Source organism: Burkholderia sp. LMU1-1-1.1 (assembly GCF_040675865.1).
Classification (GTDB): Bacteria; Pseudomonadota; Gammaproteobacteria; order Burkholderiales; family Burkholderiaceae_D; genus Rugamonas.
In genome coordinates this window covers 414,773-438,956 of sequence record NZ_JBEGHG010000023.1, presented here as the reverse complement: position 1 = coordinate 438,956, position 24,184 = coordinate 414,773, and the positions used below count along the sequence as shown (strand labels likewise).

The following is a 24,184-nucleotide window of genomic DNA, read 5'->3' as shown; positions in this document are numbered from 1 at the left end:
GACCCAAGGGTGGATTGACAAACCCGGTCGGCACCGCCACAGTTCCGCCCCAAGGCATAGAGAGATACCCAAGGACATGACATGACTACCCCCGCAAAACGACGCACCGACCCGGAACGTGCGCAGAACCGCCGCAACCAGGTGCTGGAGGCGGCGGCCGTGTGCTTCGCGCGCAGTGGCTTTCACGGCGCCAGCATGTCCGAGATTTCCAAGCAGGCCGGCATGAGCGCCGGCCATATCTACAATTATTTCGACAGCAAGGACGCCATCATCATGGCGATCGTCGAACGCGAGAGCGAGTACGTCACCGGGCTGCTGGTCGACCTGCAAACGCGCGACGATCCATTGCAGGCCATGATCGACGACGCGCGCCGTCATATTGACGAGACGCTCGATCCGCAGCCGTGGCACGTGCCGCTGGAGATGTACGCGGAGGCGTCGCGCAATCCGGTGATCGCCGCCAAACTGCGCGTGCACGAGGAAAACTCGCGCACCCAACTGCGCCTGCTGGTCAAGGCGGGACGCGAGCGCCGCAACCTGCCGGTGGACGATAAGACGCTCGACGGCCGCATCGACACCATCATTTCGTACTTCCAGGGCTTGCCCATCCGCGCGCTGAACCGGCCCGATATGAACCGCGACGGCCTGACGGAAGCCTTCCGCGTCGCGATGACCGCGCTGTTGATGACCTGATTCGGCTGAACGAATTTGTCTCGTAGTGTTTCCGGCCGAGCAGGCCGGTTTTTGTTGTTGTACCATGTCTGATCTCCCATTCCAGCCATCGGAGCATCATGACTTCCTACGTTATTCCCGCCCACGACATCGTCGGCCTGCCGGTCGCCGGCACCGCGGACCTGTTCCCCGTTCGCCGCGTCTACTGCGTCGGCCGCAACTACGCCGCCCACGCGCGCGAGATGGGTTACGACCCGGATCGCGAACCGCCATTCTTCTTCTGCAAACCAAATGACGCCCAGGCGCTGGTGCCGGTCGCGCCGGGGCAGGTGGTGGAGCTGCCGTATCCGCAGGTGACGAACAACCTGCACTACGAGTGCGAACTGGTGGTCGCCATCGGCAAGGGCGGCAGCGACATCGCCGTGGAAGACGCGGCACAGCACATCTTCGGCTATGCGGTGGGCCTGGACATGACGCGCCGCGATTTGCAGTTCAAGATGCGCGACGCCGGACGGCCTTGGGAAATCGGTAAAGCCTTCGACTACTCCGCGCCGATCGGCGTGATCCACCGCGCCGCCGAAGCGGGCGACATCGGCCACGCCGCGATCCAGCTGGACGTCGATGGCGTGACCAAGCAGTCCGCCACCATCGACCATCTGATCTGGTCGATCAGCGAAACCATCGCCAATTTGTCGACCTTGTTCGCGCTGGCGCCGGGCGATCTGATTTTCAGCGGCACGCCGGAAGGCGTGGGCGCCGTGGTACGCGGCCAGACCCTGACCGGCAAGGTCGACGGCCTGTCCGGCATTGTCGTCAAATTGGTGTAAATCGTTTAGAGCAGGGCGTCGATGGCGGTAAGGCCGGCCAGGGCGCCCATCGGCAGGCCGACGTCGCGCGCCCCGGCCACCTGCGGCTCGCGTGGATTGATGCGTATCATGCGGCCGCCGTGCTGCTGGATCACGCGCTGGCCGAAGTGGCGTACCGACGGTATCGCCACGCCGGCGCCCAGCTCCACGACCAGCGGCCTTCGCGCCTTTTCCAGCAATGCGTGCAAGCGCGCCTCCTGCATCGCCGAGCGGCGCTCATTCCATCCCCAGTCGCCGAACATCAGGATGTTCGGCCGCGCCAGCGCGCCGCAGCGGGGGCAGGTCGGCGCCGGGTTCAGTAGCCGGCAGGCGTCGTTGTCGACCACCGGTAGAAAATCGTCGGCGCTCCAGATATCGCCGTTGCAGGGCGTCAGGCATTGCAGGTGATGGATGGAGCCGTGGCATTCGTCGATCCGCTGCGGGTCGAAACCGGCTCGCTGGAATTGGCCATCGACGTTGCTGGTGAAAACGCCATAGCCGTGGTCCATGCGTTCGCCCCATTCCTTGAGCATCGCGAAGCCGGCATGCGGCGCGGTGTCTCGATACAGTTTGAGGCGATGGCCGTAGAAGCCCCAGGCCAGCGACGGATCGGTGCGGAAGGTGTCCGGCGAGGCGACGCTGGTGAATTCCATCCGCGCGCGGGCGAGGGCGGGGTAGGCTTGCCAGAAGCCCTGGTTGCCGCGAAAATCCGGCAAACCCGAGTCGACGCCGATGCCGGCGCCGGCGGCGATGACCAGCAGATCGGCATCGGAGACCAGGGCGGCGGCTTGTTCTAGCAGGTGGTTGGGTGAGGATTCGGACATGGCGGATATCTTAGCCCCGCGCGGGAGGGAATTCTATTCCACTGTGGCGCAAAGCAAACATGACAAATACTTAAAGCGGCTGCTATAATTGCGAATTCGTCGGGGCGTAGCGCAGCCTGGTAGCGTACGTGCATGGGGTGCACGGGGTCGGAGGTTCGAATCCTCTCGCCCCGACCAATAGAATCAAAGACTTAAGCCAATCTTCGGATTGGCTTTTTTCTTGCACGTGAAAATTACCCCTACGTTGACCCCTAGAGATTCGCGGCCTTCAGTGACACGCCTTGCCTGATCTCCCGCAAATGCGCCGGCGCCCAAGCTTGATCCTGTCCAGCGGCCCAGCCCCCCAGCGGCCCAACAATGAGGCTTCTCATTGTCCGGAGGGGCTATGCCGCACATCTATAATGACGTTCAAAAACTGGAAGGTAAGCCGGTTGTGGGTAACGGCGACTGCGTTGCGCTGGTGCAGGCGCTGACCGACGTCGGATGGACGGGAAGCTGGCGCCCATGGGTGCGGGTCATCGATGCCGGGTACATCAGAGTCGGCACCGTTATAGCTACGTTCGACAAGAACGGGCGATATCCCAATAAGCCGACGGGCAACCATGCCGGGTTTTTTCTCGGGATGGGGCCGTTCGATAGCAGGACTGGCTGCCCGGAGTACATCGTTGTCATGGAGTAGTGGAAGGGCCTGGCTGTAATAAAGCAGCGCGCAATCTATAAAAAGGGGCGCTTGGCCCATATCCCTGGAGGCTTAAGTGACTCAAACGTCTACGATAATTTTTGGGTTGTGCAGTAGCGTCTTGTTGCTGGCATCGCATGCCACCGATGTATGCGCGGGTGATGTACCGAATTTCCACTGGCGGACGAGCCTGTGAAACGCGCCTGAAGCGGGCGCGCGGGCGACTAGTCGCGGCCAGCATCTGGTGCGGGTAGCTGTGTCGGCGCCGGCTACTCTGGCGGCGATGTTTATTTTTCTCGCTCTCTCCAGAGGGAGGGCGAGAACTCTCGGTTCGGGTCCTCGTCCAGCTCTTCCGCTCGCTGGCAGTATTGGCAATTTCTGTGCGAGCGGTCGGCGTATGACCAATTGTGCCAACCAACGAAGCATAAGAACTTGCGCAGCGGGAGTGATGTGGCGGAGGCGTGAACGTCTAGCACGTTATTTCCAGGAAGTGCGCTCGTTGAACGCTTGCTTTCATTATATGAAAATTGACAGTTAGAAATCTATCCAATTGCCACTATTTTTCTATGAGCCGAGTCGACGCCGCGACGTCAGCCCAATAAAAGCAAGGCCGGTAAAGAGCAGGGCGAGGGTTTTTACTTCGAGCACGGCTGTGATAGAGGCTCCGACCCACCCCGTTGGAAGCGGAAAATGACTGGATCAATGTCGTAACGTTCGTGGACGGATGGTCCCAGAAAAACTGGATTTCCCCTGTCTGACTGGATTCAACAAGGGGGGCACGATACGGAGAGGGGTGTCACACGCGGTCGATCCGGCCGGCGTAGCAACCCTGCTTGGCGTTGTGGACATGGATATAGCTGACGTCAGGATTTGCAAACAGTTTGACGATGATGGTCTCTATCGCGGTGCCCTGCACGACGTCAGCGGCCAGCATCATGCCGCTGGCATCATAGCCACGCAGCGACAGCAGCCGGATACGCATCGATTGGGGGATTTGATTGACGGCGTCGTAAGCCTTCGTGGCGGCTTCCCGCACGAAAATAGCGTGGGAAGCGCGGTATGGCGTCATCGCTGGCTGACAGACATGATTCAGCAGCAGCACCGTCTCGCCGACTTCCGCTTCCACCATCTCGATACGGTCGGGGAAACCTGGCTTTGCATCGACCACATAACGTTTGATGCCGAGACCTTCCAGTTCCGCGTCCGGCAAGCCGACGTAAGGTTGGAATGCTGACGGCGAAAGGCCGGTGATGCGAAAATTCATGACGGTCTCCTTTATAGTCGGAGCCGACATTAAACCGCTGGCGGAGCGCATAAACTATCCGGTTCTTGCTCTGACATCGACCCTTGGCAACCCGGCATCCGATCCGAATGCCTTCACGGCTTAATCGTCCGACGTGGCCAACTTGGCGGGCTCATCGCCGCGCCGGCAGTTGCGCAGGCCGCTGTTCGTGGCGGCGGCATAGCAGTAACCCGCGCCGCTCGCCCGCCCGTGGGTGTCGATGGCGCCGACGAACACCTCGCCATCGGCGGCCGGCCATACATAGCGGCCGTACAGCCATTTTCCGCGCATGGCCACAGGCTTGAACTTCGGCGTGAAGCTGCCTTCGCCATGCGGTTCGCCGTTCAGAAACTCGCCTTCATACCGGCCGGTGGGTCCCGTCAGGACGCCGCGGCCGGCGGGCTTGCCCAGCGCGACGTCGCCGACGTAGCTGGCGGCGGCCGCGCCGACGTAGCTGGCGGCGGCCGCGCCGCGCGGGTAGCGCAGCGTGCCTTGGCCGCTTGCCACGCCCGCGCTGAACTGGCCTTCGTACTCGCCGCCCCGCTCACTGACCAGCTTGCCGGTCAGCGGCAGGCCGTCGCGGAATGTTCCTTCGAAGTAGCTGCCGTTGACCCGCTCCAGCTTGCCGCCTCCGTCCGGCTTCAGGCCGTTCACCCCGCCCACGTAGCGCGAACCGTTTTTGTAGGCGAGTCCGTCCGGCGTGAGGGTCGGCTTCGCATTGCGCACATCGTTGAGCAGTTCCAGATTGTCGAGCAGGAGCGCGTCTTCGCTATAGCCACCGTCGTTGGCGAAGATGACCGCGTTGCGCAGCGCCGTCAAGCCTTCTTCCGGATGATTGGAGCGCAGCGCCAACGCGGCCAGTCCGCGGAATATTGCCGGGGTCCGCAGGTAAATCGAGGCGGTGTCGAATCCGGCGATGCCTTCTTCCAGTGGTTCGCTGTCGGGCAGGCTGAGATATACCCGGCCGAGGCCGCTGTAGGTGGCGGGGTAGCCGGGATCGGCTTTGACGGCGAGGCGGAATTGAGCGCGCGCCTGGAGTAGAAGCGCCTGCCAACCCGGCAAGCCGCTGGCGCGCATGGCTTCGGCATTGCCGAGTATTGCTTCACCCAGCATCGCCAACACCTGTGCATTGCCGGGGAAGCGCTGGCTCAGCGCGACGAGTGCCGCGCCGTTGTACCCCTTGGGCGAGAAGATGAGCTGGTCGATATTCGCGTCGGCGCTAGTGGGATTGTATTGCAGGTTCTTCGCCACCGCCGCATCGATGGTGTCACGCGGCACCGCGACACGCGTCAGCACGAAGGCAAGGGCTGCCGCGACACGGGGCTGGTCGAGCGCGCCGGCCCGGATTTCCACGGGTGGAAACATGAATGGCCCTTCGGTGGTGGTGAACACGCGTGCGCTCAGGTTGTGGCGCACATACTGGGAGATGTACGAGTCCAGATCTTCGTAGCTGCGCTTGAACGCCAGCCGGGCGGCGCGGTCCTGGCCGATGCCGAGGTTATACAGTCGCACATAGTGCGCCAGCTGGGCGCGCAGTTCCGGCGAGGAGTTGAAATAGTGGATGACGAAACCGGCGCGGGAATAAAATCTGGAGAGCTCCTCCTTGTTCGACCGATTGGTCTTGAGGAAATCCAGTTTGGTTGTGTTGAACAGTTTGGCGGTGTCGATGCTGATGCGGCCCTTGGCGTCGTAAAGGCCTCTAATACGGTGTTGCAGCCCGTCGAGATCGCCGACGCTGACGGAGGTGTTGTTGTAGCGTATGGTCGAAAAATACTCGGCCATGCCTTCGGTGCACCACAGCGGATAGGCCACCGTCTGTTGTGTCATGCGGACCAGGAAGTGGTGGTATTCGTGCAACAACGTCGCGCGGGCGGTGGTCGGCGTGTCGCCGTCGCCGATGTAGCCCAGGACGTTGGCCATCGCCGCGTGGCCGCGCAGGGAGCTGTTGAATATGCCTCCGTAGTTTTCAGACAGCCCGACTTTCACAAAGAATTTCGCGTCGCCCACGGCCAGGACGGTCAGCGGCGTGACCGTTTCGAGCGCGTCGACGCCCAGGGCGCGCAAACTGAAATGGCGCATGCGCTCCAGATCGGTGACCATTCGGCTGGCGGTGTCGGTGCTCTCGTCGGTCACCACGCGAAAGTGCTTGCTTTCGGCCTGCACCCACGATGTGCGATACAGCGCGTCGAGATCGGCGCCAAACGCGGGCAGGCTGCACAGCGCCAGAATGAGTGTGTTCAGAAAAATTCGCATGGTTATTCGTCCGACGTTGGAGGTTGGGCGGGCTCGTTGCCGCGCCGGCACTGGTGCAGTTCGCTGTTTGTGGCGGCAACGTAGCAGTAGCCCGCGCCGCTCGCCCGACCGTTCGCATCGATGGCGCCGACAAACACTTCGCCATCGGCGGCCGGCCACACGTAGCGGCCGTACAGCCACTTGCCGCGCATGGCCACGGGCTTGGCTGCCGGCGTGAAGCTGCCTTCGCCGTGCGGTTCGCCGTTCAAAAAGCCGCCCTCGTAGCGGCCGGTCGGGCCGGTCATCACGCCGCGTCCGGATGGCTTGCCCAGCGCGACGCCGCCCGCGTAGCTGGTGGCCGGCGCCTCCTTCGGATAGCGCAGCGCGCCTTCTCCGCCGGCGATGCCGGCGATGAACTGGCCTTCGTATTCGCCGCCGCGCGCGCTGACCAGCTTGCCGGTCAGCGGCAGGCCGTCGCGGAACGTCCCTTCGATATAGCTGCCGTTGATGCGCTCCAGCTTGCCTGGCCCATCGGGTTTCAGGCCGCTCACCTGGCCCACATAGCGCGTGCCGCTTTTATAGCTCAGCCCGTCCGCCGTGGGCGCGGGCGCGGCGTTGCGCATGTCGTTGAGCAGCTCCAGATTGTCGAGCATGAGCGCGTCCTCGCTGTAGCCGTCCGTCTTGGCGAAGGTGACGGCGCGGCGCAGCGCCGGGATCGCCAGGTCGGTGTTGCCGGTGCGCAGTGCCAGCGTGGCGACGCCGCGGAAATTGTCCGGCGTCGGCTGGAAAATCGAGGCGGTGTCGAATCCTGTGATGCCGTCGTCGAGCGGTTCGCCGTCGGGGAGGAGGAGGTACACCCGGCCGAGGCCGCGATAAGTGGCCGCATAGCTGAAGTCGGCCTTGGTGGCGAGGCGGAATTGCTCGCGCGCCTTGAGCAACTGTGCTTGCCATCCCGGCAGGCCGCTGGCGCGCAGCGCTTCGGCGTGGTTGAGCCACGTGTTCCCCAGCATGTCGAGCAGCGGCGCATTGCCGGGGAAGCGCTCGACCAGCGGCGTCACTTTCGACATAGCGTATCCCTTGGGCGAGAAACGCAACCGGTCGATGTGGGCCTGGGCGCTGTCGGGATTGTCTTGCAGATTTTTTGCCACCACCGCTTCGATGGTGTCGCCCGGCATCCCGACGCGGGTTAGCACGGTGGCCAGCGCGGCCGTGACACGCGGCTGGTCCAGCGTTTGCACCCGGATGTCCACCGGCGGGAATTTGAACGGCCCGTCGGTGGCCGTGAAGATGCGCACACTCATGCGCCGCAGCAGATACTTGGCGATGTCCTTGTCCAGTTCGGCGTAGCTGCGCTTGAAGGCGAGCCGGGCGGCGCGGTCCTGGCCGATGCCGAGGTTGTACAGTCGCAGGTAGTGCGCCAACTGGGCGCGCAGTTCCGGCGACGAATTGAAATAGTGCACGGCGAAGCCGGCCCGTGCATAAAACGCGTTGAGCTCCATTTTGTTGGTGCGGGTGGTCTTGAGGTAGTCGAGCTTGGTGGTGTTGAACAAGGCGGCGCTGTCGATGCTGATGGCGCCGCTGGCGCTGAACAGACCGCCGGCGCGGCTGTTCGTTTCGTCGATGTCGCCGACGCTGACCGAGGTATTGTCGTACCGGAAGGTGGCGAAATACTCCGCCATGCCCTCGTCGCACCACATCGGATAGGCCACGGTCTGCTCCGTCATGCGGATCAGGAAGTGATGGTATTCGTGCAGCAAGACGGTGCGGGCGAAGGTGGGGATGTTGCTGTCGCCGACGTAGCCTTTGACGTTGGCGATCGCCGCGAAGCCTTCCAGGTCGTAGGAGAACACACCGCCGTAGCTTTCCGGCAGACCCAGTTTGTCGAACAGATTGGCGTTGCCGATGGCCAGCACGGTCAGCGGTCCGACGGTATCGAGCGCGTCGATGCCTAGTGCTCGCGAGCTGAAATGACGCATGTGCTCGAGGTCGTTGATCATCAGGCGGGCGGTTTCGGGGTCCTGATCTGTCACCACCCGGAAATGTTTGGTTTCCGCTTGTACCCATTTCGCGCGGAAGAGGGCGTCGATGTTGGCGCCGAAGGCGGGGGCGCTGCACAACGCCGAGGCCAATGCGAGCACGCGCAAAATATTTAACATAAAAACATTGTAAGAATAAAAATTTCTTTATAGTAACAGTAGGCGGTGCTAAATGAAAGGCGGTCAGGCTCTGTCGTCACTAAGCGGTTGATGAGCTGAAGTTGCCATAGTGACCAGCCCGTCGTATCATGGCGGCGTTTTGGTGCTCGCGGCCAGGTTCCTGGCCGCAGTTAAACGGGAAACACGCGCTGGCATGCCGGCGGTAAACGTGTGCTGTCCCCGCAACGGTAAAACAGGCGCCCGCGTTCCCACGGAACGCGCGGCTGGTTGTCTCTGAAGTCCACTGTGCGTCGAGCATGGGAAGGCGAGGCGATCCGACCTGTTAGCCCGGATACCGGCCAAGACGGATGGAAGCAAGCGGCCGGGAGGTGTCGTGTTTTGCGGAGGATGCGGGATCGGCGCCACGGCGCCGGCTTGCGATTTCGTCCGATCGTCGTTGATGGCGCTCGCTTCTTTTTTCACGGTGTGCGGGGATGCGCGCCGTTCAAAAAAAGACCGCCAGCGGTCGTGACAGAAAGTCCTCATGAAGAACAAGAAATCCCCCCAGCCCCAATGGAAGCTGCGCCTGCTTCCGTCCATGCTCCTGCTGGCCGCGCCGGCCTTCGCCAACGATGCCGCCGACACCAGCGCCGACGGCAGCCAGGCCGCGCCGCAGCAGGTACGCGTGTCGGCCAGCCTGATTCCGCTTGGCGTGGCCGATTCCGCCAACCAGGGGACGGTGACGGCCAAGCAGCTGGAAAACCGTCCCTTGCTGCGCACCGGCGAGCTGCTCGAAGCGGTGCCGGGGCTGATCGTGACCCAGCACGCCGGCGACGGCAAGGCCAACCAGTATTTCGCGCGCGGGTTCAATCTCGATCACGGCACCGACTTCCGCACCTCGGTGATGGGCATGCCGGTGAACCTGCCGACCAATGCGCATGGCCAGGGCTATTCGGACCTGAACTTCCTGATACCGGAGCTGGTGAGCACCATCCAATACAAAAAAGGCACGTACTACGCGGAGGAGGGCGACTTCTCGGCGGCCGGCGCGGCGGCCTTCGACTATGTGCGGCGGATGGAGCAGGGTTTGCTGAGCGTGGAGGCTGGCCAGAACCGCTTTACGCGCGTGCTGGTGGCGAATTCGACGCCGCTGGCCGCCGGCACGCTGCTGTATGCGATCGAGCGCGCGGGCCAGGACGGTCCGTGGGATACGCCGGAGGACTACAAGCGCGTGAACGGCGTGCTGTCGTACAGTTTGCGCAGCGGCGACGACGATGTGCGGTTGACCGCGATGGGCATGCATTCGTCGTGGAATTCGACCGACCAGGTGCCGCGCCGCGCGCTGGACAGCGGCTTGATCGGCCGCTATGGCGCGCTCGATCCCAGCGACGGCGGCGAGACGTCGCGTTACAGCGCCTCCGGCGAGTGGACGCGCCAGTATGCCGACGGCTACGGCAAGGTCGCCGCTTATCTGATCAAGTCGCGCCTGGACCTGTTCAGCAATTTCACCTACGTGCTTGACGATCCCGAACACGGCGACCAGTACCACCAGGCCGAGAGCCGCCAGATACTGGGCCTGAACGCGGAGCGCGCCTGGCAGAACAAGCTCGGTCCCTTCGCCTCGGAGACGGTGGTCGGCGCGCAGCTGCGCCAGGACCGTTTGTCGCCGGTCGGACTGTATCTGACCGAGGCGCGCCAGCGCCTGTCGACCGTGCGCGAGGACGAGGTCAAGGAGCGTGCCGCCGCCGTGTACCTGTCCAGCAGCATCGCCTGGGCGCCCTGGCTGCGCACCGTGGCCGGCATTCGGTCGGACCGCTATTCGTTCGACGTCGACAGCAACACCGCTGCTAACTCGGGCAAGGTCGACGCGTCCATCACCAGCCCCAAATTCAGCGCCGTTTTCACGCCTGGTAAAAACGCCGAGGTGTATCTGAATTGGGGACGCGGCTTCCACAGCAACGACGCGCGCGGCGTCACCGGTACGGTCGATCCCAAAACCGGCCTGGCGGTCGATGCCGATGGCGCGCCGATCGAACGCGCCACGCCGCTGGTCAAGGCCACTGGCAAGGAGGCGGGGCTGCGCCTGGTCGGGCTGGTGCCCGGCCTGCAAACGACGCTCGCGGCATGGCGGCTCGATCTCGATTCGGAGCTCATTTTTATCGGCGACGCGGGCAGCACCGAGGCGGGGCGTCCGAGCCGCCGCCACGGCATCGAGCTGGCCAATTTCTACACGCCGGCCAAGGATTGGATCATCGACGCCAACCTGGCATGGTCGCATGCGCGCTTCACCGATAACGATCCGGCGGGGAATTTCATTCCGGGTTCGATCAACCGCACGGCCTCGGTCGGGGTGTCCGGGGAATCCGGCCCGTGGTCGGGCGGCGTCCGATTGCGGTATTTCGGCCAGCGCGCGCTGGTGGAGGATGACTCCGTGCGCTCGCCGTCTTCCACGCTGGTCAACATGAAGCTTGGGTATAAGCTGGCGGCCAACCTCAAGCTCACTTTGGAGGTGCTTAATCTGCTGGATCGCAAGGTAAGCGACATCGATTACTATTACGAGTCGCGCTTGCCCGGCGAGGCGGCGCCGGTGGCCGATATCCATACCCATCCCGGCGAAATGCGCACCTTGCGCGCCGGTCTGGCCTGGCGGTTCTAACGTCCGCGATCGTCTTGCCGGGTTTATGATCCGATCATACTAGCGCGGTTTAAACGGCATGCGTTATGCTGCGCGGCTTGTGAGTGATCGGAATTCAAGGTAAGGCATATGTCAAAAGAGAAAAATCCGACGGCCGGCGGCCCAGTGGCGCCACCGACGCGGACCGCCCCGCGCTCGCCGCCGCCGTTGCAGGCTTCGCGGCCTGCTTCGCCGGAGGAGGCGGCCGCCAAAAAACAGGCGCGCGAGCAAAGGGATGCGCAGGTTCGCGGCGTCACATCCATCCAGAAAATGCGTGACGCGATACGGAGCGCCGCACGCGCGCTGCCTGAAATTTCCGAGGTGCCGCGCTTGCGCGCGCTCGATGCGGCGGCGTTCCGCGCGCGCGCCGCGCAGGGCCTGCCATTCCTGATCACCGGTATCGTCAACCGCTGGCCGCTTTGCGCGCTGACGCCGCAAACGCTGCGCGATCGCTACAGCGAGGTGCAAGTGCGCGCGCGGGTAGGGGACTACATCAACACCGCCTTCGCGGCGGACCGCGCGATGCGGGATATGTCGATGGGGGAGTATCTCGACCTGGTCGCCGTCGAAACACAGGACCTGCCGCCTTACCTGGGCAATCTGGAGCTGCGCGAATTAAACAACATGTGCCACTGGCCGACTTATTTCGACAAAATGGGGCCGCCCCGTTTCTGGATCGGTCCGGCCCGCACGGTGACGCCGCTGCATTGCGACTACGACGATAATATCTTCGCGCAGATTTGGGGCACCAAGCGGATTTTCCTGTCGCCGCCCCATCACGACGAGTTCCTGTACCCGAACGAGGCCAACGCCATCCTGTTTGGTTCCCCGTTCGATCCCGAGGCGCCCGATTTCGACCGTTTTCCCTTGGCGCGCCAAGCGACCATGATCGAGTGCGTCGTCAATCCCGGCGACATGTTGTACGTGCCGGCCGGCTGGTACCACCAGGTCCGCGCGCTGACGTTCTCGCTATCCTCGAACCGGTGGGCCAGGTCGATGCCGTTCGCCTTGAATGGCGACGCGTCCCTGCGGCGCAGCGACGGCTGACAAACGCCGAATACGTTGACACTCAAAATAATTGGGTGATATATTCGTGTTCGTGAATTGGTAACGTTTCCAATCGCGAGCGGCGCGCCGGGCCACTTCGGCGTTCAAGGAGACTGGATGTTCAAGCAAAGAGGGGCACTGGCACGCGCGCGGGCCACCGGCGTGGCGACTTTGATGGCGGCGGGCTTGTTGGCGCCGACGGCGTCCGTCGCTGCGGCGGCCGGACCGAAGGCGGAAGTGATGCACTGGTGGACCTCGAGCAGCGAGTCGGCCGCCGTGCGCAAATTCGCCGACGCCTATCGCGCCGCCGGCGGCGTCTGGGCCGATACGGCGATCGCCGGCGCCGACCAGGCCAAGTCGGTGGCGATCAACCGCATCGTCGGCGGCAACCCGCCGACGGCCGCCCAGTTCAACACCACCAAACAGTTCCGCGACCTGATCGACCAGGGCTCGCTCAACAACGTCGACGACATCGCGCTGCGCGACAAATGGGACCAGCTGATGCCGGCGCCGATCCTGGACGTCATCAAGGTCAACGGACATTTTTACGCGGCGCCGGTCGACATCCACATGTCGACCTGGATCTGGTACTCGAAGCCCGCGTTCAAAAAGGCCGGCATCGCCAAGGAGCCGGCCACGCCGGACGAACTGTTCGCGGCGCTCGACAAGCTCAAGGCGGCCGGCGTGGTCGGCCTGGCGCACGGCGGCCAGCCGTGGCAGGAGAACATCCTGTTCCAGGCCATGCTGGCCAACATCGGCGGCAAGGCGCTGTACCTGTCGGTGCTGCGCGACCGATCGCCGCAGGCGATCAATTCCGAGGCGTTTAAAAAAGTCCTGCTGGCCTTCAAGCGGCTGCAGACCTATGTCGATCCCGGCTCGCCGAACCGTAACTGGAACGATGCCACCGCCATGGTGGTCAGCGGCAAGGCCGGGGTGCAGATCATGGGCGACTGGGCCAAGGGCGAATTCGCGGCCGCCAAACAAACCCCCGGCAAGGACTTCGGCTGCATCGCCGGTCTTGGTCCGAATGTGCCGTATTTAATACAGGGCGATGCCTTCGTTTTCCCGAAAACGAAGAATCCGGAGACGGTCAAGGCGCAAAAGCTGCTGGCGACGACGATGCTGGCGCCAGCCGCGCAACTGGAATTCAACAAGCTGAAAGGCTCGCTGCCCATCCTGAGCAACGCCGACACCTCGTCGATGGACTTGTGCGCGCAGGCCGGCATGGCCATCATGAAGGACAAGTCGCGCCAGGTGGGCATGATCGAGGTGCACCTGACGCCGGACCAGAACGGCGCGCTGCAGGACGTGCTGACGACTTACTGGAACACCCGCATGCCGGTCGAGAAGGCGCAGAAGAGCATCGTGGCCGCGCTGGCGGACTGAATCCGCCCGCTTGTCACCGTCCGGGGCGATGCGGTATGCTGACCGCCGCATAGACTCAACGGATGAGGGAACTCGTGGCAACAATCAAAGACGTCGCCCGGCTGGCGGGAGTGGGGTTGGGCACCGCCTCGCGCGTGGTCAGCGGCAGGGGATCGGTGTCCAAGGCGACGCTCGAGAAGGTGCAAAAGGCAATCGTGGAGCTGGATTTCCGGCCCTCGCACGCGGCGCGCTCGCTGCTGTCCGGCAGTTCGCAGATGATTGGCGTCTACATCCCTTACTTGAGCGGGACGTTTTATACGCCGATCCTGCAGTCGATCTACACGGCGCTGCGGGCGTCGGGGCTGAACATGGTGGTCGCCTTCGGCGTCGGCGACGGCAACGAGCGGCAGCAGGCGATCGACGGCGTGAATTTTTTGATCGAGCGTGGCAGCGATGGTTTGCTCGTCATGAGCAATTCGCTGGAGGACGGGGACTTCGCGGCGCTGGGACCTTTCCAGTCGCGGGTGGCGGTGATCAACCACCGCTACGCCGGCATCGCCGAGCAGTGCTTCACGGTCGACCACAAGGCCGGCGGACGGCTGGCTGCGCGCACGCTGCTGGACAAGAAGCACCGCAAGATCGCCGTCATCGCCGGACGCGCTAGCGCGCCGGACAACCAGGAGCGTCTCGCCGGCTTCATGGCGGAGCTCGACGAGGCGGGCATCGATAGCGGCAAGCTGTGGGTAGCGGACGGTAACTTCACGCCCGAAGGGGGCTGGGAATGCGCCGAGCGGCTGCTGGCGTCGGGCCGGGAGTTCACGGCCGTGTTTTGCGCCAACGATGAAATGGCGGTCGGCGCCTTGTCGTGCTTCCAGCAGGCGGGCGTCGCGGTGCCGGAGCAGGTGTCGGTGCTGGGGTATGACGACACGCACAGCGCGGAATTCACGGCGCCGCGTCTGACCAGCGTTCACATACCGTGGAGCGAGATGACCTTGAACGGGTTGAATTACCTGCTGAACCGGTGCTACGAGACGGACCGCCCGGTCAAGCGAAAATACAAGCTGCACGTGACGGAGCGCGCCTCGCTGGCGAAAGTCCTTTCACGCAAAAGCACTAAATAACGGAGTGCGCGCTGGCCGCGCGCTCTTTTTTTGTAGTATATTGGAAACGATTCCAATCCATGGAGGCGAAGGCGATGCCGATGAACAGATTACTGAGATGTGCCGGATTCGCGGCGGCGTTGATGACAGCGGCGCAGCCTTTCGTCTTCGCTCAAAGCGTATCGCCGGCGCTGCCGATGCTGCACACGGAGGGCACGCGCTGGCTGGCGGCGGACGGCAGCGCCCCGGCGCTGCGGGGCGTCAATCTGGGAAACTACCTGATCCAGGAGTTCTGGATGATGGGGCAGGGCAGCGCCGGCATCGACGACCAGTGCAAGCTGGAGGCGGTGCTCGACAGACGCTTCGGCTATGCGGAGCGCGAGCGTTTGTACGCGCTGTTTCGCGACAACTGGATCAAGCCGCGCGACTGGGACATGCTGCCCAAGCTGAATCTGAATCTGGTGCGCCTGCCGTTCATCTACAGCGTGGTGGAGGACGAAAGGAATCCGCGCCACCTGCGTGCCGACGCGTGGCGCTATCTGGACAACGCCATCGACGAGGCGGAAAAACGCGGCATCTACGTCGTACTGGACCTGCACGGCGCCGTCGGCAGCCAGGGCTGGGAACACCACAGCGGCTGCGCCGGCAAAAACAAGTACTGGGACACGCCGGAGTTCCAGGAGCGCACCATCTGGCTATGGCAGCAGATCGCGGCGCGCTACAAAGACCGTGGCGCGGTCGCCGGCTACAGCGTGCTTAATGAACCCTGGGGCACGACGCCGGAGAACATGGCCGGCGTGGTGGGGGCCTTGTACAAAGCGATCCGCGCGGTCGATACCAACCACGTGATCATCCTGCCGGGCCATGTCAAGAATGGCATCGATTCGTATGGCAAGCCTTCGGACAAAGGCATGAGCAACGTCGCCTTCGAGATGCACCCGTATCCTGGCCACTTCGGCTGGGGCAAGCCGGGACTGGCGGTGCACCGGGGCTGGCTGCAATGCAGCGGCAGCGGCGACACGGTCTGCGCCTGGAAGGAGCGGTTGGCCGGCCTCGACACCGCGTTCTTCATCGGCGAGTTCCAGCCGTGGGCCTTCATGGGCGCGGACGCTGGCGGCCAGGTCACGCGCGTGACCTACGACACCTACGTCGCCAACGGCTGGGCGTCCACCGCCTGGTCCTACAAACTGGTGACCAACAAGGGCGGGCAGGGCAAGGGCACATGGGGCATGGTGGCCAACGCGCCGGGAGCGAGAATTCCCAAGCTCGATTTCAACAAAGCCTCGCTGGAGGAGATCGAAAACCTGTTCCGCCTGTTCGGTAGCGTGCCGTATGAACCGCAGCAAACCGTCATCAAGTGGATGAACGCCAAAGTACCGCCCACCCCTTTCGCAAAACAATAACTTACGATGACCATGACCTTTACCGACTTGACGAAGGCGATAAGCCGCTCGGATTTCGCAGACGACTTCCTGTGGGGCGTGTCGACGTCCGCCTACCAGATCGAAGGCGCCGCCGACGCCGGCGGCCGCGTGCCGTCGATCTGGGACACCTTCAGCGCGACACCGGGCAAGGTGCGCGACGGTTCCACCGGCGCGGTCGCCTGCGATCACTATCACCGCTGGGAGGAGGACCTGGATCTGGCGCGGGCCATGGGACTGAACTCCTACCGTTTTTCGATCGCATGGACGCGCATCTTCAACGGTGTGGACGAACAGCCGAATCCCGAAGGGCTGGCGTTCTATTCGCGCCTGGTCGACGGCATGCTGGCGCGCGGCCTGCAGCCCTGGTGCACGCTGTACCACTGGGACCTGCCGCAGTATCTGCAGGACCAGGGCGGCTGGGCGCAACGCGCCACCATCGATTCCTATCTGCGATACGTGGACGTGATGACCAGGCACCTGGGCGGCCGCGTCAAGCATTGGATCACCCACAACGAGCCGTGGTGCACGGCCATGCATGGCAACTGGGACGGCATGCACGCCCCCGGCAACAGAAGCCTTCCGCTGGCGCTTCAGGTCTGCCACAACGTGCTGGTGTCGCACGGCCTGGCCGTGCCGGTCATCCGCGCCAACGTCCCGGATGCGAAGGTGGGTATCGCTTTGAGCCTGCACCCGATCAAGCCGGCATCCGACAGCGCCGCAGACCGGGAGGCGGTGGTGCGCCACGACGTGCTGCGCAACCGCTGGTTCCTGGATACGCTGTATGGCCGCAGCTATCCCGAGCTGGCGCTGCGGCTGGTGGGCGAGGACGCGCCGGTGGTGGTGCCCGGCGATATGGAAGCCATCGCCGTCCCCTGCGACTTCCTCGGCGTGAACTACTACTTCCCGGAAGTGGTCACCGACGCGCCCGACCAGTACCCGCTACGCACCGCCATCGTTCATCCACAGGACCGCCAGCGCACCGACTTTGGTTGGGAGGTGTCGCCGCAAGGACTGGTCGATTTGCTGGCGCGTGTGGCGCGCGAGTACCCTGCCGGCGATTTGTATGTGACCGAGAACGGTTCATCCTACGACGACCACGTGACCGCCGATGGCGCTGTCAACGATACAGCCCGGCGCGATTACCTGATCCGCCATCTGGTGGCCGTGCGCGACGCGATCGCCGCCGGCGCCAATATCAAAGGCTATTTCGCCTGGAGTTTGCTGGATAACTTCGAATGGTCGGAGGGCTATCTGCGCCGCTTCGGCCTGACCTATGTCGACTATCCGACGCAGCGCCGCATCGTCAAACAAAGCGGCCATTGGTACAGCGCCTTCGTGCGCGGTCAGAACCAAATAAATCAATCACGGAATCAATAACGGAGACTCGCACCGAATGAAGACACGCCACAACCACATCCTGCGCCGCGCCGTCCTGGCTTCCATGCTGGCGCTGGGCGCGCACGCCATCGCCGCCGCTCCGGTTCCGGCTTCAACCCCGCTCACCGACTGGCCACACATCACCAGCGCCGTCAAGCAGGACAAGGCGATGGAGGCGCGGATCGCCGGCATCGTCGCGGGCATGACCTTGGCGCAAAAGATCGGCCAGATGACGCAGCCCGAAATCAAGTTCATCACGCCCGCACAGGTGCGCGAGTTCTACATCGGTTCCGTCCTCAATGGCGGCGGCAGTTGGCCGCAGGGGAACAAGTACGCCACCGCCGCCGACTGGGTCAAGCTGGCGGACGCCTACTACGACGCCTCGATGGGCACCGACATGAAGGTCAAGGTGCCGGTCATCTGGGGCATCGACGCAATGCACGGCAACAGCAATATGTATGGCGCCACGCTGTTCCCGCACAATATCGGTCTCGGTGCGGCGCGCGACAAAAAGCTGGTCGAGCAGATGGCGCGCTCGGTCGCCAGGGCCGTGCGCGCCACCGGCATCGACTGGGTGTTCGCGCCGACGCTGGCGGTGGTGCGCGACGATCGCTGGGGGCGCGCTTACGAGAGCTTCTCGGAGGATCCCGCCATCGTCAAGGATTACGCGGGCGCCTACGTCAAGGGACTGCAGGGCGACTTGAAAGGCGACGGCACCGTGGTCGCCACCGCCAAGCACTTCGTCGGCGACGGCGGCACGGCCGAGGGCAAGGATCGCGGCGTCAACCAAGTCACCAAGGCCGACATGATCAACATCCACGCGCTGGGCTATTATCCCGCGCTGGAAGCGGGCGTGCAGACGGTCATGGCCTCTTTCAATAGCTGGAACGATCTCGAAGGCGGAGTCGATCAGGGAAAAATGCACGGCAGTAAAGCGCTGCTGACCGACGCGCTGAAAACCAAAATGGGCTTCGATGGCCTGATCGTCAGCGACTGGAACGGCATCGCCGAGGTGCCGGGCTGCGCCGAGGACAGCTGCCCGCAGTCGATCAATGCCGGTATCGATGTCATCATGGTGCCGGAGCGCTGGAAGACCTTCATCGCGAACACCATCGCCCAGGTGGAGAAGGGCGAGATCCCCATGGCGCGCATCGACGACGCGGTGACCCGCATCCTGCGCGTGAAGCTGCGCGCCGGCCTGTTCGACGGCAGGAAGCCGTCGCAGAACCGCTACGCCGGCAAACAGGAAGCCTTGCAGGACCGCGCGCTGGCGCGCCGGGCGGTCCGCGAATCGCTGGTGCTGTTGAAGAATAACGGCGGTGTGCTGCCGCTGGCGCGCGGCAAAAAAATCCTCGTGGTCGGCAAGAGCGCCGACAGCATGGCCAACCAGGCGGGCGGCTGGTCGCTGACTTGGCAGGGCACGGACAACAAGAACAGCGACTATCCGATCGGCGACACCATCCTGGCCGGCATACGCGATGCCGCTGGCAAGGACAACGTCACTTTCAGCGAAAACGCCAGCGGCGTCGATGTCGGCAAGTTCGACGCCGTCATCGCCGTCATCGGCGAAACGCCGTACGCTGAGGGCGACGGCGACATCGGTCCATCGGGCACGCTGCGCCTGTCCGGACGCCATCCGGAGGATCTGGCCGTGCTGCGGGCGGTGGCGGGCAAGGGCAAGCCGGTGGTGACTGTGCTGGTGACCGGCCGCCCGTTGTACGCCAACGACATCCTCAACCTGTCGGACAGCTTCGTTTCGGCCTGGCTGCCGGGAACCGAGGGCAAGGGCGTGTCCGATGTCCTGTTCCGCAGGGCGGACGGCAAGGTAAACGCGGACTTCCGTGGCAAGCTGTCGTTCTCGTGGCCGAAGTCGGCGTGCCAGTCGCCGCTCAATGTCGGCGACGCCGGCTACGATCCGCTGTTCAAATACGGTTTTGGCCTGACCTATGCCTCCACGGCCGCCCAGGCGACCCTGCCGGTGCTCGACGCGAGCTTCGCGCCGGGCGGCTGCGGCAAGAGCACGGCCATGCCGGTGTATAGCCCCGCCGACCGCGCCACCTATGGACTCTATGTGGAAAGCGGCGGCCAGAGGACCGCGCTGGGCGCGGACCTGAACGCGGTGTTCAATCTGCCCACGGTGAAGGTCGAGACGGCGCAGGTCAACACACAACAGGATGCAAAAAGGCTAAGTTGGTCCGGTCCTGCTAAACTGTCGGCGCAATCCGGCAAGGCCATGCCGATTCCCGCGATCGCCGGCACCGACGGCGCGCTGCAATTCGACACCATCGTCACCGGCGCCCCACAAGGGAAGGTCGGCATCTGGATGGAAAACGTGGAACTCGACGCCAGCGCCGCGTTCCAGCGCATGGCCGGCAAGGGCAAGCAGACGGTGAAGATACCGCTGTCGTGCTTCGGCGCCAAAGGACTGAAACCCGACGCGTTGTCCACGCCGTTCGCCGTATCGGCGGACGGTCCGTTCGCGGCCACCTTCGCCAACATCCAGATAGTTGGTGGCGCGGCCAAGGACAAGGACGCGTCGGCGTGCGGGGATTTTAAGTAAAAACATAAAATACAAGAGAAAGAGCAAGCATGGAACCACTATCGAAAGCTGCCGGAGTGCCGGACAGCCCGTCGCAGGCCAAGGGCAACACCGGCCCCCTCATCATCATCACGATCCTGTTCTTCATGTGGGGTCTGCTGACGGCGTTGAACGATGTCCTGATCCCGCACCTTAAGTCGATTTACACGCTGACCTATGTGCAGGCCATGCTGGTGCAGTTCTGCTTCTTCGGCGCCTACTTCATCGTCTCGCTGCCGGCCGGCGCGTTGATCAAGCGGATCGGCTACCAGAACGGCGCCGTCGCCGGCCTGACCATCGCCGCCGCCGGTTGCGCGCTGTTCTACCCGGCGTCGACCAGCGGCTACGCGCTGTTCCTGTTGGCTTTCTTCATTCTGGCGGGCGGCATCACCATCCTGCAGGTGGCGGCCAATCCCTACGTGACGATCCTGGGCGACCCGCAGACGGCGTCGAGCCGCCTGACCTTGACCCAGGCCTTCAACTCGCTGGGCACCACAGTGGCGCCGACCCTGGGCGGCATGCTGATTTTGGCAGGAGGGGTGATGAGCACCGCCGATCTGGCCAAGCTGCCGGCCGATCAGGTGGCCGCTTACTACGCCGGCCAGGCGGCCAGCGTGCAAGGTCCGTATCTGGCGCTGGCCGGCGCCTTGCTCGTGCTGGCGATCCTGTTTGCGATGGCGCGCCTGCCCAAGATCGTCGACGCCGAACAACCGGCCGCCCAGGCGGTTGACGGTGGCGGCTGGAAGCAGGTGCTGCAGCATCGTCATCTGGTACTTGGCGTGCTCGGTATCTTCCTGTATGTGGGCGCGGAAGTTTGCGTCGGCAGCTTCCTGATTAACTTCATCGGCGAACCTCATATCGCCGGCCTGCCGGAACACCAGGCGGCGCCCTACGTCAGCTACTTCTGGGGCGGCGCGATGCTGGGCCGTTTCATCGGCTTCGCCGTCATGCGCTACGTCAGCCCGGGCAAGACCTTGGCCTTCAACTCGGCCGCCGCGTTCTCGCTGCTGATGGTGGCGATTTTCGGCGATGGGCATATCGCGATGTGGGCGCTGCTGGGCGTTGGCCTGTTCAATTCCATCATGTTCCCGACCATTTTCTCGATGGCGCTGAACAAACTGGGACCGCTGACGGGGCAGGGCTCCGGCCTGCTGTGCATGGCGATCGTCGGCGGCGCGCTGGTGCCGTTCGCGCAGGGCTTCCTGGCCGATCACGTCAACCTGCAGATCTCGTTCGTGGTGCCTGCGGCGTGCTATGTCTTCGTACTGTATTTCGGGTTGAAGTATGCCGGCATGTATGCGGATGGCGGCGCGGACAAACCGGCCGCGCGCGCCGGACACTGACCGGATTGATGGAATCCCGGCGCGGCAATCGCTCCGGGCCCGGTACTGTTCCGTACCCATAGAAACACGTGGGGCGGATTAGCGGGCGAGGCCCGCTAACCGCCCCGGGGCCCATCGAGGGAACGCCCTACCTGCCGGCAGGGCTCAAGAGCGCAGCGTAATCGGCCATGCATGCGTCTCGACTGCTCATGGCGTGGCCGATTACGGCGTTCCGCCTAATCCGCCCTACGTGTTTTCGTGTTTTTGTGTTTGCTTTCATACTCCGCCGGCGCGATCCACACCGCCACCGAGGCCAACCCTCGAATTTAGCGGGCTTTCTTTTTCGCTATTTTGATCTGGCGCATGGATATGCGTCTTAGAGGGTTTCCTCTCGCGTGCGGCTTGTGCCAGCGAACTATGATGGTCTCATCTCAATCGCAAGAAAGGATGTAGACATGAGTACCATCAAGGCATATCTGGTCGGCGGCGGTATCGGCTCGCTGTCGGCGGCCGCTTTCATGATCCGCGACGCGGGCGTCTCCGGCAGCAATATCACCATCTTCGAGGCGATGCCGCTGGTCGGCGGCAGTCTCGATGGCGGTGGCGATGCGGAGCGCGGCTACACGCTGCGCGGCGGCCGCATGTTCACCACCGATAACTACGAATGTACCTGGGACCTGTTCAAGAGCATTCCGTCTCTGGAGCATCCGGGGCAGACCGTGTACGACGAGACCATCGCCTTCAACGAGATGCACAAATCGCATTCGCAGGCGCGGCTGGTGGACCGCAACCGCTTCAGGGTCGATGTGACGTCGATGGGGTTTTCGATGCAGGACCGCGCCGAGTTGCTGGCCCTGACCGAAGCGGACGAGGAAAAGCTGGGCGACAGCGCGATCACCGACTGGCTGTCGCCGGAGTTCTTCGAGACCAAATTCTGGTACATGTGGGCCACCACGTTCGCTTTCCAGCCGTGGCACAGCGCGGTGGAGTTCAAGCGCTATCTGCATCGCTTCATGATGGAGTTCTCGCGCATCGAAACGCTGGCCGGCGTCAAGCGCACCGTCTACAACCAGTACGATTCGCTGGTGCGGCCTTTGCAGCACTGGCTGCAGGAGCAGGGCGTGCGCATCGTCAGGAACTGCAAGGTCGACGACCTCGATATCATGGAGGAGGGCGGGGTGCTGACCGTGACGGCGCTGCGCTGCACGCGCGAGGGCGTGGCGGAAACGATCGCGGTGGCACCACAGGATCTGGTGTTCTTCCAGAACGGATCGATGACCGACGCCTCAAGTTACGGCACCATGCATAGCGCGCCGCCCAAGCTGGACAAACGTGACAGCCAGGGCTGGGCGCTGTGGGAGAAGCTGGCGGTGGATCGTCCGCAGTTCGGCAATCCGGCCGCTTTCAATTCCAGCATTCCGGAATCGTGGTGGGAGTCGTTCACGGTGACGTTGAAGGACCCGAGGTTTTTCGATCGCATGGAGCGCTTCACCGGCAACGTGGCCGGAACGGGCGGACTGGTGACGTTCAAGGATTCCAACTGGCTGCTGTCGGTGGTGCTGGCGCACCAGCCGCACTTCGCCGGCCAGCCGCAAGGCGTGCAGGTGTTCTGGGGCTACTCGCTGCACCCGGACCGCATCGGCAACTTCGTCGCCAAGCCGATGGCCGATTGCACCGGCGAGGAGATCCTGCGCGAGTTGTGCGGACATCTGAACTTCGACATGGAGGTGATGGAAACAGCCAACTGCATCCCGTGCCGCATGCCGTACATCACCAGCATGTTCATGCCGCGTTTGCGCAGCGACCGTCCGTTGCCCGTCCCGCCGAATTCGCGCAACCTGGCCTTTGTCAGCCAGTTCGTCGAGGTGGCGGAGGACGTGGTGTTCACGGTCGAGTACTCGGTGCGGGCTGCGCAGATGGCGGTGTACCAGCTACTCGACGTCAAGCGCGAGGTGCCGCCGGTCAGTCATCACGACCAGTCGGCCAGGGTCAAGTTCGATGCGCTGATCAAGGCGTTCACGTAGCCTGAATGGCTCAGCCCGTGTAGAAATGGTGGACCTGACCCTGGAGTTGCTGTCAGGCCAGGGCACCCATCAGCTTTTGTATCGGACTTAAGGGAAGTAGCGCTTCCGCCGCGTCGATTTCCAGCACGACGTCGTTGTAGGCGACGGGGCGCAGCGGCTCGATTTCCGCCGTGTCCGAAAGCCGCGCTTCGTCCAGCATCTGCTGAAGCGTAGCGGCGTCCACCGAGTTGACCTTGGCCAGCAATGTGCCGTACTTGCGCACGTCGGCCTCGTTGGCCGCGATCTTGTCCGCCGGGCGCAGCGCCAGATTGATGCAGCCGAAAATCGCGAACACGCCCAGCAGCCATGCCGACGGCACCGGCAGTTGTGCGGCGAGAGTTGCGACGGCGCTACTGCCGGCAAGTAAGCTGATAAAGGTCAGCCAGGTTTGCAGTCGCCGGTAGAAGCGGGCCGTTCGTTGGCAGAGCCGTTGCGCATAGCGCAGGTTGAATTGCAAATCGTTCTTGGTCTCATCCATGGCTATTTCCCTTTTTGCTTGGGACGTGGCACGGGCTCCGGCATCGGCGGCGGCGCGGGCTTGCGCGACTTGCGCTTCCGCTTCGGG

At 63.5% G+C, this 24,184-nt stretch carries 17 protein-coding genes, 1 tRNA gene and 1 riboswitch; of the genes, 13 read left to right on the top strand and 5 right to left on the bottom strand.

The genetic code is table 11. From position 1 onward, the window contains the following. Positions 1-81 precede the first annotated feature (81 nt). Together MRBLMU1_RS20285 and MRBLMU1_RS20280 are read left to right on the top strand one after the other, a co-directional pair. A complete protein-coding gene (locus MRBLMU1_RS20285; RefSeq protein ID WP_363504807.1) occupies positions 82-693 on the top strand; it encodes a TetR/AcrR family transcriptional regulator in 612 nt (203 codons plus the stop codon). Between the two features lie 98 nt (positions 694-791). Then, positions 792-1,499 (top strand): fumarylacetoacetate hydrolase family protein, encoded by a 708-nt coding sequence (locus MRBLMU1_RS20280; protein ID WP_363504804.1) that lies wholly within the window; start codon positions 792-794, stop codon positions 1,497-1,499. 5 nt (positions 1,500-1,504) lie between these two features. On the opposite strand, the gene MRBLMU1_RS20275 is transcribed toward MRBLMU1_RS20280, so the two are convergent. Beyond that, positions 1,505-2,341 (bottom strand): SIR2 family NAD-dependent protein deacylase, encoded by an 837-nt coding sequence (locus MRBLMU1_RS20275; RefSeq protein ID WP_363504801.1) that lies wholly within the window; start codon positions 2,339-2,341, stop codon positions 1,505-1,507. Positions 2,342-2,441: 100 nt separating this feature from the next. On the opposite strand from MRBLMU1_RS20275, the gene MRBLMU1_RS20270 reads away from it, so the two are divergent. Both MRBLMU1_RS20270 and MRBLMU1_RS20265 read left to right on the top strand, forming a co-directional pair. Continuing rightward, a tRNA-Pro gene (locus tag MRBLMU1_RS20270) sits at positions 2,442-2,518 on the top strand. 208 nt (positions 2,519-2,726) lie between these two features. Beyond that, positions 2,727-3,020 (top strand): BPSL0067 family protein, encoded by a 294-nt coding sequence (locus tag MRBLMU1_RS20265; RefSeq protein ID WP_363504798.1) that lies wholly within the window; start codon positions 2,727-2,729, stop codon positions 3,018-3,020. Between the two features lie 796 nt (positions 3,021-3,816). Here the strand turns inward: MRBLMU1_RS20265 and MRBLMU1_RS20260 are convergent. The 3 genes from MRBLMU1_RS20260 to MRBLMU1_RS20250 form a co-directional block, all read right to left on the bottom strand. Next, positions 3,817-4,284 carry a DUF1203 domain-containing protein gene (locus tag MRBLMU1_RS20260; RefSeq protein WP_363504795.1) on the bottom strand — a complete coding sequence of 156 codons (468 nt, stop codon included), beginning with the start codon at positions 4,282-4,284 and terminating at the stop codon, positions 3,817-3,819. Between the two features lie 120 nt (positions 4,285-4,404). Then, the gene (locus MRBLMU1_RS20255) at positions 4,405-6,555 is read right to left on the bottom strand and encodes a hypothetical protein (protein ID WP_363504793.1); all 2,151 of its coding nucleotides are present in this window, start codon (positions 6,553-6,555) and stop codon (positions 4,405-4,407) included. A 2-nt stretch (positions 6,556-6,557) separates the two neighbouring features. Beyond that, positions 6,558-8,690 (bottom strand): hypothetical protein, encoded by a 2,133-nt coding sequence (locus MRBLMU1_RS20250; RefSeq protein WP_363504790.1) that lies wholly within the window; start codon positions 8,688-8,690, stop codon positions 6,558-6,560. A 123-nt stretch (positions 8,691-8,813) separates the two neighbouring features. Beyond that, positions 8,814-9,047: riboswitch (cobalamin riboswitch) on the top strand. 166 nt (positions 9,048-9,213) lie between these two features. On the opposite strand from MRBLMU1_RS20250, the gene MRBLMU1_RS20245 reads away from it, so the two are divergent. From MRBLMU1_RS20245 to MRBLMU1_RS20205, 9 genes are all read left to right on the top strand, one after another. Beyond that, positions 9,214-11,325: a TonB-dependent receptor gene (locus MRBLMU1_RS20245; protein WP_363504787.1), complete on the top strand. Its 2,112-nt coding sequence runs from the start codon at positions 9,214-9,216 to the stop codon at positions 11,323-11,325. 108 nt (positions 11,326-11,433) lie between these two features. After that, positions 11,434-12,390 (top strand): cupin-like domain-containing protein, encoded by a 957-nt coding sequence (locus MRBLMU1_RS20240; protein ID WP_363504784.1) that lies wholly within the window; start codon positions 11,434-11,436, stop codon positions 12,388-12,390. A 117-nt stretch (positions 12,391-12,507) separates the two neighbouring features. Continuing rightward, entirely contained in the window at positions 12,508-13,776 is a 1,269-nt protein-coding gene (locus MRBLMU1_RS20235) for an ABC transporter substrate-binding protein (protein ID WP_414646096.1), read from the top strand. Between the two features lie 74 nt (positions 13,777-13,850). Beyond that, a complete protein-coding gene (locus tag MRBLMU1_RS20230) occupies positions 13,851-14,876 on the top strand; it encodes a LacI family DNA-binding transcriptional regulator (protein WP_363504781.1) in 1,026 nt (341 codons plus the stop codon). A gap of 80 nt (positions 14,877-14,956) precedes the next feature. After that, entirely contained in the window at positions 14,957-16,258 is a 1,302-nt protein-coding gene (locus tag MRBLMU1_RS20225; RefSeq protein ID WP_363504778.1) for a glycoside hydrolase family 5 protein, read from the top strand. Positions 16,259-16,264: 6 nt separating this feature from the next. Then, positions 16,265-17,656, top strand: a complete 1,392-nt coding sequence (locus MRBLMU1_RS20220) for a GH1 family beta-glucosidase (RefSeq protein ID WP_363504775.1) — start codon at positions 16,265-16,267, stop codon at positions 17,654-17,656. Positions 17,657-17,672: 16 nt separating this feature from the next. Beyond that, a complete protein-coding gene (locus tag MRBLMU1_RS20215) occupies positions 17,673-20,216 on the top strand; it encodes a glycoside hydrolase family 3 protein (RefSeq protein WP_363504772.1) in 2,544 nt (847 codons plus the stop codon). Positions 20,217-20,245: 29 nt separating this feature from the next. Then, positions 20,246-21,577 carry a sugar MFS transporter gene (locus MRBLMU1_RS20210; protein WP_363504769.1) on the top strand — a complete coding sequence of 444 codons (1,332 nt, stop codon included), beginning with the start codon at positions 20,246-20,248 and terminating at the stop codon, positions 21,575-21,577. Between the two features lie 413 nt (positions 21,578-21,990). After that, positions 21,991-23,580 (top strand): oleate hydratase, encoded by a 1,590-nt coding sequence (locus MRBLMU1_RS20205; RefSeq protein WP_363505123.1) that lies wholly within the window; start codon positions 21,991-21,993, stop codon positions 23,578-23,580. A 52-nt stretch (positions 23,581-23,632) separates the two neighbouring features. On the opposite strand, the gene MRBLMU1_RS20200 is transcribed toward MRBLMU1_RS20205, so the two are convergent. Next, the gene (locus MRBLMU1_RS20200; protein WP_363504766.1) at positions 23,633-24,097 is read right to left on the bottom strand and encodes a hypothetical protein; all 465 of its coding nucleotides are present in this window, start codon (positions 24,095-24,097) and stop codon (positions 23,633-23,635) included. Between the last annotated feature and the right edge of the window lie 87 nt (positions 24,098-24,184).